Here is a 17,260-nt window from a genome sequence, read left to right as displayed (position 1 = left end):
GCTACGGCCCCTCAGAAGATTCTTCAAGCACGTCACGAAGTTCGTACATTCGTTTCCAATGGGCATCGTTCTCGCTACGTCGGCGGATAGGACCATCCCAGTAGGCAAGCAGGCGCTCTCGATCTTCCACGTTATCCTTCAGCACAACTCCTAGAAGATGTCCCGGCAGAAGCGAAATGGGATCGCGCTGGGCGGGAAAGAAAACCCCTTGTCGCGCGATCGCGGCAGCAATCGTAACGGCTTCTGCGGTGCTCATCACCGAAGCGGGACGTTCCACACTCCAGCCCTCTGCCGTGTTGCCATCTCGCAGATCGCGGAACGTGGTGACTAGAAGCTCTAGCAAGCGGGCGTCAAGCTGAGTTGTCAGCCCGGTATCGGCCAAAACCGCGATGGCACGGCTACGGACGAGCTCGATCTCTTGCTGCGGATCGGCAATTGGGTGTACGGTTTCGAAATTGAAACGTCGCTTCAATGCCGCCGACATTTCGGAAACGCCTCGGTCGCGGAGGTTGGCTGTGGCCACAATGTTAAATCCTGGCCGGGCAAACACGCTGCATATTTCTCCTTCGAGTTCCGGAATCATCAAGCGGCGTTCGCTAAGCAAGCTGATGAGCCCGTCTTGAACCTCGGGCAGACAGCGCGTTAGCTCTTCGATCCGCACCAGCTTACCTTCCCGCATCGCGGTGAGGACCGGGGAAGGAACTAATGCCTCGGGGCGCGGGCCTTGGTCCAATAGCATCGAGTAGTTCCAGCCGTAGCGTAAGTGATCTTCGCTGGCCCCGGCTGTGCCTTGCACGGTTAATCCGCTGGAACCACTGATGGCAACGGCCAAAAGCTCGCCCAGCATGCTTTTGGCCGTTCCTGGCTGCCCAACAAGCATTAAGCCTCGTTCGCCTGCTAAGGTCACAACGCAGCGTTCGACCAATGCCCTTGAGCCGACAAACTTCGCCGGTATGACCAGCGATTTCGGCAGACCGGCTGGTAATTTAAGAGCAGCGGGAACACGTAAGGCTTCGCCCCGTGTGCCGCAAATAAAATCGACCACGGCTGCGGGAGATAGCATCCAACCTGGGGGCCGAGGGGCCTGGTCGATGGCGCGTAAGAACGCAAGTTGTTCGGCGTAACGAACCTCGGCAGAGGCAAGTTGAACGTCGGCGTTGGAGGTGGATGTACTGCGCGTGCGCGGTGACGAAGTTTTCTTCTTGGCCATCGGAGAGAAGTTTGCCTAGCGATGGGGAATGCATACGAACGTAACGCTTCCCCATTGTATGGGATGATAGGCCCCCGTTGGCAACCACCGATACACTTTCTTACCGGATAGCGTGGCGTTACAAGCCGGCAAGTTGCGTGTTGGCATCACCGAACTGTTTTTGTGGGACTCCCATCCGGTTCATGAGGCCGAGATACAGACTGCAAAGTTTGCGGTCGGCGTCTTTTTTCTTAGAGTAGTCGAGCGATCGTCCAGTGGGGAGCGTGTCGCCTAGACCGCCGGTTAGCAAAAGGGGAACCTTGCTGGAATCGTGGGCACTGCCTGACCACATGCTGTTGATGAACATGAGACAAGAGTTATCGAGAACGCTCCGTTCACCTTCTTTCATGCTATCGAGCTTTTCAGCCAGGTAGGCGTACTGGCTTACATAATAGTGCGTGATTTTGTGGTAAGAGTCCGAGCGGTCATCGTGCGAGGCACCATGATGCGCGGTCCGCACGCCAAGGAACGGATAGAACATGCCCGAGATGTCGCGGCACATCAGCAACGAGGCAACGCGTGTTTTGTCGGTCTGAAAACCGATGGCGATGATATCGCACATTAGTCGCATGTGTTCGCGAATATCTTCCGGCAGACCGTCGTCGGGGCGTTTCATTGCGACGACAGGTTTGTTCTGGTGTTTGGCCCGTTGGTCTGCTTTTTCTTTATGGTTGCGGGAAGCTTGAATGCGTTTTTCAACTTCTCGAACGCTGGTCAGGTACTCGTCGAGTCGTCCTCGGTCGGCGGCACTTACTTGACCGTTAAGGGAAGTGACTTCTTCGCGAACGCGATCGAGCACGCTTTGATTACGACGATTGCCCTGGTTGTTGAACAGGTTATCGAAGGCCAGGGAAGGGTAGGCTTCCATGGGAACCGGCGAGGTCGCATTTTGCCAGGAAATATGCGAGCTGTAGGCCATCGAGAAATTGGTTTCGTGGTAGCCTGTCACCGGTTGCTCGCACCCGAGCACCATGCTGGGTTGCTCGGTCTGATCGCGAAAATGTTCGGCGATGACTTGGTCCATGCTAATTCCGCCACGAAGTTCAGCCCCTTTCTGGAGCGCCACGCCAGAGAGGATGTTCCCGGTCTGCCCCGGATGGATGCCAACGCCGGTGGCCGATTTATTGAAGAGACCATGAACGACGTTCAATTTGCTCTTCAGCTTGGTCATCGGTTCCAGGCTTGGGCCTAGTTCCATTTGTTCCCCTTCCCCCTTAGCCCACCACTTTTCAGGATTCACACCGCAGCCCATGAACAGCGCCGCAAAACGCTTAGGGGCGGCCGGGGCTTCGTCTGATTGGGCAGGAGCTTCGTTTCCCCAAACAGGGACCGATTCCAACCACGGCAAGGCCATCGCAACGCCGGTGCCGCGAAGAAACATTCGACGAGAGAGATCTGACTTTCCTTTTGCAGACATGGTCGTATGTACCTTTAAGGAGAAGCGGCGGCGCCGCGTTGGTTGAGGAATTGGGGACTGGTTACAATCGTTTCGAGTAGCGCTGAAAAGCGATAGTCATTCGTGGCAAGTTCTGTTTGCATTTCACGCAGCAGCTTTTCATCGGAAAGCTGGAGCGTTCGCCCTAAGGCATAAGCCAATAGCTTGCGATTTAGATTATCGAGAAAGTCTTCTTGGCGGCTTTCGCGAATGTACTGCATTAGCCCTGCCAGGCCGTCTCCTTCGTTGCCATTTGGGAAATCGGCGTTGGTATCGACCGGGCGGCCCCCCAGGTCTTCCGTACGTCGTTCCCCCACAGGACCGTAGCCCTCGAAAACTAAGCCGAGCGAATCGAAACGTTGATGGCAACTCGCGCAGCTGGCGATCTCGCGATGTTTGGCCAAGGCCTCACGCAGCGATAGCTCGCTCTTGGATTCATCGGCGGGAAGTTCGGGAACATCGGCAGGCGGAGCCGGAATATGTTCGCCCAGCACCCGTTTGGCAACCCAGTAGCCACGCTTGACCGGACTCGTCCGTAGGCCAGGAGCATTTTGGGTGAGAAAAACTGACATCGGCAGCAAACCACCCCGTCCGTATTGGCTGGCGTTGTTCACGCGAAACCAACCATCTGGATCAATCTTTGTATGGCTGAGCATTGCAATGCCGTAATGCCGCGCGAGTGCCTGGTTGGCGAAGGTGTAGTCGGCGTACAGAAAATCAAGGACCGATCCATCTCGCCTGGCCAAGTCGGTAAAGAACCGGACCGGCTCTTCAAACATGGCCTGACGCAGGTTGTTGTCGAACGTGGGGAAACGCATACGATCGACGGCGTTGTGTTCTTCAAAACGGCGAAAGTCGAGCCAGTTGCCACCAAACTCGATGGCCAGAGCTTGCACTTTAGGATCCTTCACCATGCGTTTGATCTGGGCAGAGAGAACCTCCTGTTCATGGAGATTGCCTGCGGCAGCGTGCGCCAATAGTTCTTCGTCTGGCAAACTGCTCCACAGAAAATAGCTAAGCCGGTTGGCCAGGGCGTAGTCGTCTAAAGGAACCGGTGTCTCTGAAACTTGGGCTGGCGAACCTAAGTGAAAGAAAAACTTGGGAGACATCAGCACGCTGACCACGCAATCGCGAATTGCCTCTTCATGAGCGAGTTGTTCTTCTTCACGAAGGTAATGGTAGAAGTCTATAAGATTTTCTTTTTCGGCGGTGGTTAGAGGACGACGAAACGCCTTTTCCGCGAAAGACTGCAAGGCGAGCAGGTGGCTCGGATGGGAAGCAACTTCGGCTTGCTCTAACGCACGAAAGGTTCGCTGCATGCTTTGGAAGTAGTCGACGATTGCTTGTTCAGCAGTTTCATCCGCGCCAAGACGCAGCGCCTTTTCCAGGTACAACGCTTGCAGTGCGTTCATCTTGGCATTGCTGATCGAGTCCTTGTCTTCCGAGCGATGCAAATCGAAAACCTCGTCCCGCATAAAGCTTGACTCGGCGCGTTCGTACCACAAAAACGAGCGGTATTGCCGCTGGGGGGCTTCGGCAATTAAGTTGAACTCTTGCCACAGGCGATCGAGTTCCGCCTGGCCTGCTTCATCAAGCACCATTTGGTAAAGGGGATCGTCATCGCGGAAATAGCCTTGCTGGTTATGGAAGCCAGCACTTAACAATCGCCCGCGTGATGCTTCATTTTGAAAGACACGTCCCCGCTCGGAAATATAAAAAGCATCAGGAAATATTGTGCAGAACCGCTCGAACTCGGCCTCATGCTTCTCACGATCGGCGAGCGATTCCGGAACGACCATTGCCTGGACGGCAGGCGAACCTGCGGGCAATTTCCATTGGGATAATTTCCGGGCACTCCAGCGAGCATATTTCGTATGGTTGCTGGCCATCTGTTGGTTCTTCCAGATGACCAACGGCTGCGAGCCGTTCGCGATATGAGGCGATTGCAAGTTATCGACCACCGGTTTCAGTTTGGGCCGCAAGTCGTTTATGAAAGCTTCCATTTGTTGGCAGACTTTCTCGGCGTCTGCCTGGGAAGCGTCGACGGGAATTGTGTTCCATAAAATTTGCAAAGCGGCGATGGGGCCCAGGGGTTCTAATTCGCGATTCAATTCCTCCCAAACCGTTTTCAGGTATTTAGGGCTGAGATTCGCTTCCAGAGCAATTTGTTCCAGAGATTGCTTGGTTTGATCAGACTGCTTGAACTGCCAAGCGGCTAGAAAATAGGGAGCATAATCGGTCGGTTGTCGCTTGTAGAAATCGACGATCCGATTGACGCAAAATTTATCGCGGTCGGTATGGGCAATCACCGGGTGAGGGGCGAAGACGAAACCGCTGGGCGTGAGGGCCAAGTGATCGGCGACTTGCCGCGCGGCATCTAGATATTTTTTAACCAACGCCGGGGATGTGTTCAGAGAGGCAGCCGAATTGTCGAAGCCGGCTTCGTTGGCCGGGTCGATTGGAAAGTCTTTTGTCGGTTGAATATCGACCCCGGTTAGGTCACGAATCGTGTAGTTGTATTCCGCATTGCTCAAACGTCGCACCGGGACGAAGCCAGGGTCGCCAGCCTGTTTTTCGCCTTCATGCGCGCGAAGTGATTTCACCCAGGTGATCACTTTGTTCCGCAGGGGATCGGTGGGTTGTTGTTCATAATCTTCCGGTGGCATGTCGCCGACTGAGAGACGATCGAGCACGAGAGCCCAGCGTTGATGATCCTTCGCCACAGAATCAACGGTCGGAAACTGGCTTAAATCGAGTTCAGCCTCAGGCGAATCTTGGTTGTGGCAATCAAGGCAGTGCGTCTGCAAAAAAGGCTGAACGGTCGATTCGAATGTTTGCTGCAGTTGAACTGCAGAGGCAGGCTCGGCGTAGCTCGCACGCGACACAAATAGCGAGGCCAGGGCAACGCAGACCAGGCAAGAGCGAGAAAGTGACGCAAATTTCATGGAACTCCCATCGTCAGCCGGATGGAGATGAAAATGTAGGGGAGGGAATCTGAGGGGAGGATCGCGGGAATGAACTTACAAGAAGCTGGCGAGCCTACTCGATAGTTCAGGCTGGGGCAAACCAACTCGCTACGTTCTAGCAGCAAGTCAGCTTGATGATGGGGTAGGGCAGGAACACCAACTATACCAAAGTCTAAGAGCTCACGCTAGATAAATACCCCCTCTGTGGAGGTGGCTGCTTGGCGGTAAGTCAATTTTGATTGCCCGCCAAGCGTGAATGGTCTGAGTTGTCATTTTTTGCAAAGCAAGTTCCATGCTTTGCAAAACGATCTGGAGCAGGGGGGCTAGGTGTTAGGATTGCAGAAGCCTTGGTGACTTCTGGCCATGGAAAATCCCAGATCGGCACCCATGGGTGAATTGCCCAAAAAAAATCATTCCCCACAAATCATCCACTCAGATAATCTTCTTTGATTGGCTAGTTAATGTCACAAATTTCGCGATATTCGATTTGGCTAATTCTTCTGCTGATGTGCCCAATTGCCGTTGGGGCCGAGAAGGAAGCAAAACCAGAGGAAGCTCTGTCTCCAGAGGCATTTCTCGGACGTTCGCTCGGTGCTGATTTTTGCCTCGTCGATTGGCAAACGGTTCAGGGTTACTACACCCAACTGTCCGAGGCCAGTCCGACCATGCAACTGCAACGCGTGGGAGAAACGACCGAGGGGCGTGATTTTTTGATTTCGGTGATTTCATCACCAGAGAACCTAAAGAACCTTGAAGCAATCAAAGCGGCTTCCCAAGCAATCGCGGACCCGCGCGGGAAGTCGGTTGAAGAGCTTGATCAGGCCATCGAGAACGGCAAGGTCATATTGTTCGTAACCCCTTCGATGCACTCCACCGAGGTTGCCGCGACCGAGATGGGCATGCAGTTGGCTTGGCTGTTGGCTACTTCCGAAGAAGCCCCTTGGTCGACCATGCGAGACGAAGCGGTGGTTGTCTTGTTGCCGTCACTCAATCCGGATGGGGTCGACCACATGGCAAAGTGGTACGCCCAAAATCTTGGCAAGCCGTACGAAGACGCTGACATGCCCGAGTTGTACCAGAAATATGCTGGGCACGATAACAACCGCGATTTCTTCGCGCTGACCCAAGTGGAAGCGAGAATGCTGTCGAAGCTCATGTATCAACAGTGGTACCCGCAAATTCTCTGGGACGTGCATCAGCAAGGTAAAAATGGAGACCGATTTTTCGTGCCTCCTTATCGAGATCCGCTCAACGAGAACATCGATCCTATGATCGTGGCGGGGATCAACACGATTGGATCGCGGGCCGTGATGGATATGACCGGGGAAGATTGCACCGGGATCGTGACAGGCGTTTCTTACGACAACTGGTGGAACGGCGGGAATCGTTCGGTGCCGGCCCGACAGAATATCATTGGGATTCTCACCGAAGCGGCATCCGCCAATTTTGCTTCCCCTGTTTACTTTGAACGATATCAACTTTCCGATCCCCTAGGGCGGAAAGAGTACCGTCCTTCGAACCAGTTTATCGCGCCTTGGCAAGGTGGTTGGTGGCGACAGGCCGACATCATTCGCTACGAACTATCATTCGCTAAATCTTTGTTCGGAACGATCAGCCGCGAACCGAAGTTGTGGCTGAAGAACAAAATGACTGCCGCCCGAAATGCGACCACGATCGATGCCGATTCCAAACGTAAAGCCTGGCTTATCACGGTCGATAACGAAGACATTGGTGCGGTGGAACGGTTGGTCGATTTGCTACAACACTTGGGCATCGAGGTGCATCAAAGCAAGTCGGCCATTACGGCGGACGAGCGAAGCTATGCCCCGGGAACGCTCGTTGTTTCGTGCGAACAACCGCACTCGAATCTGGTGAACGACCTGTTTGAATACAAGCAGTTTCCCACCGACGAAACCGCCTACGACGTTTCGGGATGGTCGCTATCGGCTTTGTTTGGTTTACGCGTGGTGGAAGTTGTCCGGCAGTTGGATGGCGAACTCGAGCTGCTTGACTCGCCAGAACTCCCAGATGCATTCGCAAGTACCAAATCAACCGACCCCCGTCAGTTTCGCGATAGTCGCCAATGGGTGAGTTTGAATCGTCAACTTGCCAAAGGGGAAGCCTTTCAGACATCCGTTCAGGAGAACGCTGCCACGGAAGAGCCGGTCGCCAGCAACGGGCAACAACCTAACTCACTTCCACGCGTAGGTGTTTACGCCCCTTGGGCGGCCAGCATGGACGAAGGATGGCTGCGCTGGACGTTGGATTATCTTGAGATGCCGTACAAACGAGTTCGCAACTCGATGGTTAAAGCCGGCAAGCTGAAAGACGATTTCGATGTGATCATAATCCCAGACATTTCGGCGTCGCGCGTCGAGAACGGTCGGAGCGAAGGTTCCGTGCAAGGCAATCTTGCAGGCGGGCTCGAGGTGGATGGTGCGATGGCAATTGAAGAGTTCGTTCGCGATGGGGGCAAGCTGATTGTGATGGACAGTGCTTGCCCGTGGGTGATCGATCTGCTGCGGATTCCGTTGGTGGATGTAACTTCGGAAAAGGAAAATAAGGACTTTAGCTGTAGTGGTAGTGTTGTCCGTGGCGAGATTCACGATAACGAGCTGACTGCTGGGCTTCCCGATACCGTTCCTTTCATGTTTGCACACTCGAAGGCCTGGCGAGCGGCTACGGCCAAAGAAAGCGAGCAGCGGAACGATGCTAAGTGTGAAGTCGAAACGCTGCTGACGTATGCTCCGCGACGTGTTTTGCTCTCGGGCACGATGGCACGGCCGGAAGTTATTGAAGGGCAAATTGCCTGGGCCAAAGTCAAACAGGGGGAAGGAACGATCCATTTGTTTGGTTTCCGTCCCTACTACCGAGGCTGGACCCACGCTTCTTTTCATCTATTGATGCGGTCGATCATGTTCGACTAACTCGCGACCGCGATGGCCTGGGGCAGTCTGAGGAATCGACTGCCCCAGACGAAGGTGCGATCCGTTGTAACCTGTTTTGGTGAAATGAGTTGCAGCGTTTGATGGGGTGATTGTCAGGTGGGAATCGTGTGCTGTTTGTATTGCCACCGGGCTTATGCGAGTGACTTTTCGATTCGTGTTTTCTGAGAACGACACGAATCGAAAAGTACGTTGGGGTGGGCTATCGGAATTGCTCTAAATCCAGAACTCGTATATCTTTACTTGTGCACAAAGTCCTTCATCACCCTTGAAACAACCAGTAGATCACTCGCATGGGAAGAAGTTTCGAAAACCGGAAGCATTCGATCGCCAAGACGGCGGCTCAGAAATCTAAGCTCTACTCGAAGTACGGCAAAATGCTGTACGTGGCCGCGAAAAACGGCGTGCCTGATCCGGAGGTAAATCCGGGGCTGAAGAGCATGATGGAAAAAGCCAAGCGAGAACAGGTGCCGGCCCACGTTATCGAAAAAGCGATTGAAAAGGCCAAAGGGACAGGGGGCGAGGACTACTCCGAATCTCGCTATGAAGGCTTCGGCCCTGGTGGAACTTCCGTAATCGTCGATTGCCTGACAGATAATCCCAATCGAACCATTACCGACGTACGCAACTGTTTTAATAAAAGCGGCGCGAAGCTGGGCATGGCCGGCTCGGTTGGTCACCTGTTCGATCACCTGGCGGTTTTCTCGTTCAAGCAAGGCGATCACGACCCAGATCAAATCCTGGAAGCCATGCTTGAAGCAGACGTCAACGTGGACGACGTTGAAGAAGAAGATGGCCAACTGACCGTTTTCGCAGCATCCAGCGACTTTTTCAAAGCCAAACAGGCCCTGCTGGAACTCAATCCAGATACCGAATTCGATGCCCAGGAAATCGCGTTCGTCCCTCAGTCGAACACCGAACTAACTGGTGACGATGCTGAGGCATTCGAGAAGTTTCTCGATATGCTCCACGATTGTGAAGACGTGCAGCACGTTTATCACAACGCTCAACTACCCGATGCGTAGTCGCCTTAGGCACCATGGTGTGCAAAGGCTTTCCATCTCGCCGGCTCCTTCGCAGCCGGCGTTTGTGTTAGGGTCGCTCCTGATGCAAAAGCACGCGGTATCGGTCTTTCGAATCGAGAATATCGAAGACCTGCTTTCAACAAGCGTGGTAAGTTCTTAACTCACTTGCTGGGGCATTTGTCCGCTCCTATACTGTCCTCGCGTTGACCGATGGACTGCTGCAGAGGCAATCCCGTCGGGCGATCCGCGGAGGCCTCGAAATACGTGGCAAATCGACTAGCCGCCATGTTGGTATCCGTGTGCAGACAGCAATAAAACCTGTCGCTTTCTATTTCTATCTCATGAAATGACAACAAAATGGCTGAGAACGTGGTGGTGGAAAAAGGAGACGGCGAAGGAGGGGATTGGTACGGAGTAGCCGTAGCGCTTATCGCGACCGCCTTACTGGTTCTTTTTTGGCTCGTCCACTGGGAACTGCCCTTTTTGCTCTTGGCGGTCGTCGTGATCTCGATTGTCATCTGGCAGGCCTGCGATCCCTTTGCCGACGCCGCTCAGTGGGTCGGTACGACCCTGGGAATCCCCGGCTCGGTCCGTGGAGCCACGCTCGACGCGATAGCCAGCAGCTTGCCGGAATTGTTCAGCGGCATCTTCTTCGTGGTCCTGGCGATTGCCTCGGTCGATATGAGCAACGTCGCCGCCGTGGAAGCAGCTGGCGCGGAAGGATTTGGCGCCACCATTGCCACGTGCGCCGGAAGTGCCGTCTATAACATGATTCTGATTCCGGCGATCGTGACCATGACGATTGCCTACTACCGTAGATCACGGCCTACCATCGATGTCGAAGACGAAGTGTTGGCACGCGACGGAGTATGGTTTTTGATCTGCGAAATGGCGCTGCTCGTGTTCCTGTATCAAAATGTGATGTATTGGTGGATGGGTTTAGTGTTGATTGGCATGTACTTTATTTACATCGGCCAGCTCTACCGAGATACGATGATCTACCGTCGCCGGGTTAAATATCTCGCCCATTATTTCAACTCTCACGGTCTGGAAACTGCGACGGCGACGGTTGTCTCGGACTTATTGAAAGAGGACCACAAGGTTCATCCGTTGCTAGTGGATAAGATCCGCGATGAAATTAAATCGGGGCAAGTCGAAGGAGACGAAGAGGTCGAGGAAGTCCCGGAAGGTGCTGGAGCATTGTTCGGGTTCGTCGAAATCCCTTTGAATGGAATTACAGCGTGCTTGATTCTCGTAACGAGCACCGCCGTTGCCGCCGGAGCTTGTTACTTTCTGGTGGACGTAACCCGTGAGACGGCTCACACGCTGGGTGTGCCAACATTTTTTGTGGCTGTGATTTTGGCGGCGGCTGCTTCAAGTGTGCCGGATACCTTCCTTTCGATCGGATCGGCCATGCGTGGTGATGATTCAGGGGCGGTATCCAATGCGTTTGGCTCGAATATCTTCGACATCTGCATTTGCCTTTCGGTGCCGTTGCTTGTCAATTCGTACTTGGTAGGCTGGGGCCCCGTTATGTTGACCCAAGATGGTGAACCGATTGCCGGGCTGGTTGGGCTACGCATTAGTTTGTTTGTGCTTACCGGCATCACCTTGGCAATCATGTGGCACAATCGCCAATTGACCTTCCGCAAGTCGCTTATCCTGTGTGGGCTGTATGGTCTTTTTATTGCTTACGCCGTGTTGGGTTCACTGGGAATTTTGTTTGCCTGACGTTTCGCCGATTCATCCCTTTTTCAGCCAAGCGTATCTTCTTCAGGGAGTTCTGTTTCGATGTCATCCTTCCCACAGATTCCCCAGACCATTGCCGACGAGCAGCAACTGGACGATTGGCTGACGACGCCTAGCAGCGAACTAATTGAATTTGTTCGTACGCTATCGGGCGATCTTCTCGTTCTCGGGGCAGGGGGAAAGATGGGGCCTTCGTTGGCCGTGCGAGCCAAACGTGCCATCGACGCGGCAGGAAGCCCGGCGTCGGTCATCGCCGTCAGCCGCTTTTCCGACACAACATCGCGGCAGTGGCTTGACGATCGTGGCGTCGTAACACATGCGGCAGACTTGCTTGATCGGAACGCGGTGGAAGCGATTCCCGATGCCGCGAACGTGCTGTATATGGTCGGCACCAAGTTTGGGACCAGCCAAAATCCTGCCTTTACATGGGCAATTAATACCGTTGCCAGCAGCCAGGTGATGCAGCGGTTTGCTGGTTCACGGTTCGTGGCTCTTTCGACTGGCAACGTGTATCCATTTGTCCCGGTCGCCTCCGGCGGAGCAACCGAAGATGGGCCAATCGGTCCTGTCGGCGAGTACGCCAATGCGGCCTTGGGACGCGAGCGGGTGTTTCAATATTTCTCTACCTGCAACGGAACGCCGGTAACCCTGATGCGGCTGAACTATGCGGTCGATTTGCGGTACGGCGTTTTGACCGATATCGGTCTGCGCGTGTTCTCTGGCGAACCGGTTGACTTGCGTAACGGCTACTTGAATTGCATTTGGCAAGGGGATGCGAACGATGCAATTATTCGCGCGCTAGGTACCGCCGAGAGCCCACACTGTTTGCTGAATTTGACCGGTCAGGAAACGCTATCGGTGCGAGCAATCGCCAACGAGTTCGCACGTTTGCTGGAACGTCCGGTTCAGTTCACCGGGGAAGAGACCGAGTCCGCCCTGCTAAGCAATTCAGCTAAGTGCTGTGATCTCCTTGGTGCTCCGCAGATATCGACCGAAACCATGATTCGCTGGACTGCCGATTGGTTGCGCCAAAAGGGTCGCCTATTGAATAAGCCCACCCATTTCGAGGTGCGCGATGGGAAGTTCTAACTCGCCAGAAAGCCAAGCGAATCCACCTGCGACAACCGAGGCGACACCTTGCGATGCCCGCTTCCTTCCTCCGGCTTGGGTTCACCAGACGCTTCGTTCTGGCATCGTGATTCCCGCCCACCCGTTAGCCCTGACCGTCAACCGCAAACTGGACGAACGAAGGCAACGAGCTCTTTCGCGATATTATCTAGCCGCAGGCGCCAAGGGTTTGGCGGTTGGCTCGCATACCTCGCAGTTCGCAATTCGTCGACCGGAACATGGCTTGTTTCAGCCCATGCTTGAGCTGGCCGCGATAACTGCCCAAGAGCATGACGAGCGAACGGCAAGCAAGACGGTTCTCATTTCTGGTCTATGCGGCGAAACGGCTCAGGCGATGGCGGAAGCCAAATTGGCTCGAGATTTGGGGTACCATGTCGGAATGATTTCACTGGCCGCACTACCGCAGGCAAACGATGACCAGTTGATTGCCCATTGTGCAGCCATCGCCGACGTAATACCGATTTTCGGGTTCTATATGCAAACGGCGGTTGGTGGGCGCGAATTGTCGCAGGGGTTCTGGCGACGCCTGGCAGAGATTCCGAATTTGGTCGGTATCAAAATGGCCCCGTTCAACCGCTACCAAACGTTGGATGTGTTGCGCGGGGTTGCCGATTCGGGACGAGCAGACGAAATCGCGCTTTACACCGGCAACGACGACAACATCATTTGCGATCTGCTTACCCCTTTTGAAATCGCCAGCAAAGCGAAGACAATTCCCCTGCGCATCGTGGGAGGGCTACTAGGGCATTGGGCCTGTTGGACCCAAAAAGCGGTCGAGCAACTTCGTCAATGCCACGCTGCGCGAGACAACGCAGCTTTGTATCCCCAACTCTTACAGCTTGCGGCTCAGGTTACGGAGTGCAATGCAGCGTTGTTTGACGTCCGCAATCAGTTTGCTGGCTGCATCGCGGGAATTCATTACGTTCTGAAAGAACAGGGGCTGCTACAGAATTTGATCTTCCTCGACCCTCGCGAACAGCTTTCGCCAGGGCAGCAAGAGGAAATCGATCGTGTACGAGCCACTTATCCTCATTTGAATGACGACCCGTTTGTGGCGGAACATCTCGACCAGTGGCTGGCGTAAAGTGCTTGCCGATTGCTTGTCGTGGTGGCTTCTGCTACCCTTAGAAGGCGATTGCTGAGTCTAGCTCGTCACTATCAGTGTTTGCTTCCTTTTCTGAACGATGGTGACGCGCCCCTTTTCTGAAGGTCGCCAAGACGTTCTCTCGGCAATTTCCCACCTGATTGCTCGCCCCATCCCTCTTTGAACTGAATAGGCCTTCCTCAAGATGATCGCAATTTTATTGGGCATGCTGATCGTCCTGTGCGGTGTCCTTTTTCTCCGCTTGCATGCCTTTCTGGCGCTGTTCTTTGGCGCCTTAGTCGTGGCCGCTGCCACTTTGCCAGAAGCGATTTCGGATAGCACGTTGCAGCACAGTACCGCCTCGGTTGCTGCCGCCGTTGGCGATCGGCTGAGTTTGGCGGAAGTGGGAAAAGACTTGGGAACGAAGCCAGGGGCTTACTTCCTGCTGGATGCGACCGACGCCACCAAGCAGAACTTGGGGCCAATGCTGATTTGGGTGGAACGCTTCGACAAAACCGAGGATGGATCGGTGGCGATACTGGGCGAGTCCTTGCCAAGCGATCTGGATGTTGAAAATTCGTGGCTGGTAGCCCAGACCAAATACGATCAAGCACAGAAGCAAGCCAGCAGCAGTGCGATCAATCGCGTGGCGAGTGCTTTGGGGAAGACGTTCGAGAAGATCGGCATTCTAATCGCCATGGCCTCGATCATTGGCCAATGCCTGCTCGCGAGCGGTTCTGCCGAGCGGATCGTGCTGAGTATTCGTCGGGCAATGGGGGAGCGCTGGACCACGCTGGCGTTTGTGATCAGCAGCTTTGTGCTGGCCATTCCGGTCTTTTTTGACACGGTCTTCTTTTTGATGCTGCCCCTGGCGCAAGCGATGGCCAAGCGAACCGGTCGCGACTATTTGAAATACGTGATGGCGATTATCGTTGGCGGAACGCTGGCCCATTCGCTGGTGCCACCCACCCCAGGTCCGTTGTTTGTTGCCACAGAATTGAACGTTGAAATTGGCCAGATGGTGCTTGGCGGTATTGCGGTTGGCTTTTGGGGTGTCGTCGCTGGCTATTTTTATATGTTGTGGGCGAACCGCACCTGGACGATTCCCTTGCGTGTATCCAGCCTAGCCGAGGGAACACCCAGTGAATGGTCGGACCAAGACAAACTCCCCAGCTTTGTTATTTCGATATTACCGGTCTTCGTACCGATTGTCCTGCTGGCGATGAAAACGGTTTATGAGGCCGTCACCCAGGGAAATGCAGGGGGTGAAATTGGGATTGTGGACATGGTAATCTCATTTCTGGGAGACAAGAATATCGCCCTTTCCTTAGGGGCCGTCCTTGCCATGCTCACGTTGGTGGGCAAGCCAGGCATGACTTGGGTTGGGCTAGGGAAGTCGGTGCAGAAAGCGTTGGCTGACGGAGGGGTTGTCGTACTGATCACTTGTGCTGGCGGGGCCTTTGGCGAGATGATTCGCCAGACAAATATCGGCACGACCATCGCGCATGCTTTGCCTGCCTCTGCCGGTGGAATCGGCCTATTGGTGACGGCGTTCTTGATCACCATGATCATTCGTGTGATTCAGGGATCGGCCACGGTGGCCATGATTACCGCGATCGGAATTGTTGTTCCGGTAGCCAATCAGATCGGCCTCCCATTTCATCCGGTTTATCTGGCATTGGCGATCGGTTGTGGGTCGAAACCGCTGCCATGGATGAACGATAGCGGGTTTTGGGTGATTAGCCGCATGAGTGGTTTTACGGAACGAGAGACATTGCAGACGTTTTCGGTATTGCTGACCATCATGGGCTTTGTGTCGTTCCTGGCTACCGTAGTTTTTGCTATGTTTCTTCCCATGGTTTCATCATGATGATCGATGAGCCATGGTCCTTCCTGCTTGCCTTCCCCCCCCATCCTTCTGGTTGCTCATGACTTCTGAACCGTCACAGAATCCCGAATTACCAAGTAGCCGCTGGTTCGATCCCGATAGCCTGCGCGGTTTTGGGCATCGCTCGCGGTTGAAAGGAATGGGGTACGACGATCAAGATTTTCGTGGTAAGCCTGTCATCGCGATCTTAAATACGTGGAGCGACCTGAACACCTGCCATTCGCACTTTCCTGAGCGTGTGAAAGAGGTTAAGCGGGGTATCTGGCAGATGGGCGGTTTTCCGGTTGAGATCCCGGTGATGTCGCTCGGCGAGATGATGATGAAGCCTACGACGATGCTCTATCGCAATTTACTGGCGATGGAGACGGAGGAGGTTTTACGCTGTCACCCGATCGACGCCGCTGTGTTGATGGGGGGCTGCGATAAGACGGTCCCGGCGATGATCATGGGAGCGATCTCGGCCAATCGTCCTGCTATCTTTCTACCTGCCGGCCCGATGTTGAAGGCGCGGTGGAAAGATCAAACACTAGGAAGTGGCAGCGATGCCTGGAAATATTGGGACGAACGCCGCGCCGGTAACCTGTGCGATGAATCTTGGGGCGAGATCGAGAATTGCATCGCCCGCTCGGCAGGTACCTGCATGACGATGGGAACGGCATCGACCATGGCAGCAATTGCCGAGTCGATGGGAATGACCTTGCCAGGGGCATCTTCAGTACCAGCGGTTATCTCCGAACATGCCCGCTTGGCCGTGGCATCCGGCCGACGAGCCGTTGAGATGGCGAAAGAGAACTTACGCCCTGCCGACATCTTAACCGAAGCTTCTTTCGACAACGCAATTGTCACCAGCATGGCAATCGGAGGCTCGACGAATGCGATTGTGCATATTATCGCTATGGCACGAAGAGCCGGAATTCCTTTGACGCTGGAACGGTTCGACGAATTATCGAGAACGACCCCAGTCTTGGCCAACGTGCGTCCAGCCGGGAAGTTTTTGATGGAAGACTTCTTCGATGCAGGCGGCTTGAGGGCACTGTTGGAACAGTTAGGCACGCACATCGATCGATCGTGCCGCACGGTCAACGGCTGTACGATTGGCGACAACATCGCCGGAGCTGAAGTGATTGATACGGACATTATCCGCTCGGTCGACAATCCGATTTCTGAAAGTGGCGGCACGTTTGTTTTGCGTGGCAATCTGGCTCCGGCAGGATGTGTCGTAAAGCCAACCGCAGCCTCACCTCGGCTGTTGAATCATACCGGCCCTGCGGTCGTGTTTGACAACTACGGCGATCTTAAAGCGAAACTCAACGACCCGGACGCAGGAATCACCGCCGATAGCGTGTTGATCTTGCGGAACGCAGGCCCCCAAGGTGGACCTGGCTTTCCTGAGTGGGGGATGTTGCCCATTCCTGATCATTTGCTCAAACAAGGGGTACGCGACCTGGTCCGAATTTCGGATGCTCGTATGAGCGGTACCAGCTACGGAACATGCATCTTGCACGTGGCTCCTGAAGCGGCAGTCGGCGGGCCGTTGGCCTTGGTGCAAACTGGCGACTTAATCGAACTGAACGTCGAGCAGCGCAGCTTGCGTTTGCTAGTCGACGAAAACGAACTGGCTCAGCGAAAAGCGGCTTGGACACCTCCTCCGGCGCGCTATCAGCGTGGCTATGGTGCGATGTTCCTTAAGCATGTCACCCAGGCCGACGCCGGTTGTGACTTTGACTTTCTCCATCATGGCGCACAGACGCCAGACCCTGATATTTACTGAGATTGCTTTCACCAAGGGAC

At 54.4% G+C, this 17,260-nt stretch carries 10 protein-coding genes; 7 read left to right on the top strand and 3 right to left on the bottom strand.

Features of this window, described 5'->3' with window-relative positions; translation table 11 throughout:
* Nucleotide 1: 1 nt before the first annotated feature.
* From DTL42_RS02650 to DTL42_RS02640, 3 genes are all read right to left on the bottom strand, one after another.
* Entirely contained in the window at nucleotides 2-1,210 is a 1,209-nt protein-coding gene (locus DTL42_RS02650) for an ATP-binding protein (protein WP_114367136.1), read from the bottom strand.
* A 118-nt stretch (nucleotides 1,211-1,328) separates the two neighbouring features.
* On the bottom strand, nucleotides 1,329-2,666 hold the full coding sequence (locus DTL42_RS02645; protein WP_234824049.1) for a DUF1552 domain-containing protein: 1,338 nt from the start codon (nucleotides 2,664-2,666) through the stop codon (nucleotides 1,329-1,331).
* A 14-nt stretch (nucleotides 2,667-2,680) separates the two neighbouring features.
* Nucleotides 2,681-5,629 (bottom strand): DUF1592 domain-containing protein, encoded by a 2,949-nt coding sequence (locus DTL42_RS02640; protein ID WP_114367135.1) that lies wholly within the window; start codon nucleotides 5,627-5,629, stop codon nucleotides 2,681-2,683.
* A 482-nt stretch (nucleotides 5,630-6,111) separates the two neighbouring features.
* Here DTL42_RS02640 and DTL42_RS02635 point away from each other — a divergent pair, with 482 nt between their 5' ends.
* The 7 genes from DTL42_RS02635 (at nucleotide 6,112) to araD (ending at nucleotide 17,240) form a co-directional block, all read left to right on the top strand.
* Nucleotides 6,112-8,577 carry a M14 family metallopeptidase gene (locus DTL42_RS02635; protein ID WP_114367134.1) on the top strand — a complete coding sequence of 822 codons (2,466 nt, stop codon included), beginning with the start codon at nucleotides 6,112-6,114 and terminating at the stop codon, nucleotides 8,575-8,577.
* A gap of 311 nt (nucleotides 8,578-8,888) precedes the next feature.
* Entirely contained in the window at nucleotides 8,889-9,620 is a 732-nt protein-coding gene (locus tag DTL42_RS02630; RefSeq protein WP_114367133.1) for a YebC/PmpR family DNA-binding transcriptional regulator, read from the top strand.
* Between the two features lie 357 nt (nucleotides 9,621-9,977).
* A complete protein-coding gene (locus tag DTL42_RS02625) occupies nucleotides 9,978-11,351 on the top strand; it encodes a sodium:calcium antiporter (RefSeq protein ID WP_114367132.1) in 1,374 nt (457 codons plus the stop codon).
* Between the two features lie 60 nt (nucleotides 11,352-11,411).
* On the top strand, nucleotides 11,412-12,458 hold the full coding sequence (locus DTL42_RS02620) for an NAD-dependent epimerase/dehydratase family protein (RefSeq protein ID WP_114367131.1): 1,047 nt from the start codon (nucleotides 11,412-11,414) through the stop codon (nucleotides 12,456-12,458).
* On the top strand, nucleotides 12,445-13,581 hold the full coding sequence (locus DTL42_RS02615; RefSeq protein WP_234824048.1) for a dihydrodipicolinate synthase family protein: 1,137 nt from the start codon (nucleotides 12,445-12,447) through the stop codon (nucleotides 13,579-13,581). Before DTL42_RS02620 ends, DTL42_RS02615 begins: the two co-directional genes overlap by 14 nt.
* A 205-nt stretch (nucleotides 13,582-13,786) precedes the next feature.
* Complete coding sequence (locus DTL42_RS02610) at nucleotides 13,787-15,451, top strand: GntP family permease (protein WP_114367130.1); 1,665 nt, start codon at nucleotides 13,787-13,789, stop codon at nucleotides 15,449-15,451.
* Between the two features lie 58 nt (nucleotides 15,452-15,509).
* On the top strand, nucleotides 15,510-17,240 hold the full coding sequence (gene araD / locus DTL42_RS02605) for an L-arabinonate dehydratase (protein WP_114367973.1): 1,731 nt from the start codon (nucleotides 15,510-15,512) through the stop codon (nucleotides 17,238-17,240).
* Nucleotides 17,241-17,260: the final 20 nt, after the last annotated feature.

This window comes from Bremerella cremea (assembly GCF_003335505.1).
In the GTDB taxonomy this organism is placed as follows: domain Bacteria; phylum Planctomycetota; class Planctomycetia; order Pirellulales; family Pirellulaceae; genus Bremerella; species Bremerella cremea_A.
Note: the sequence above shows the minus strand (reverse complement) of the source record. Positions and strands in the feature narration are given on the sequence as shown.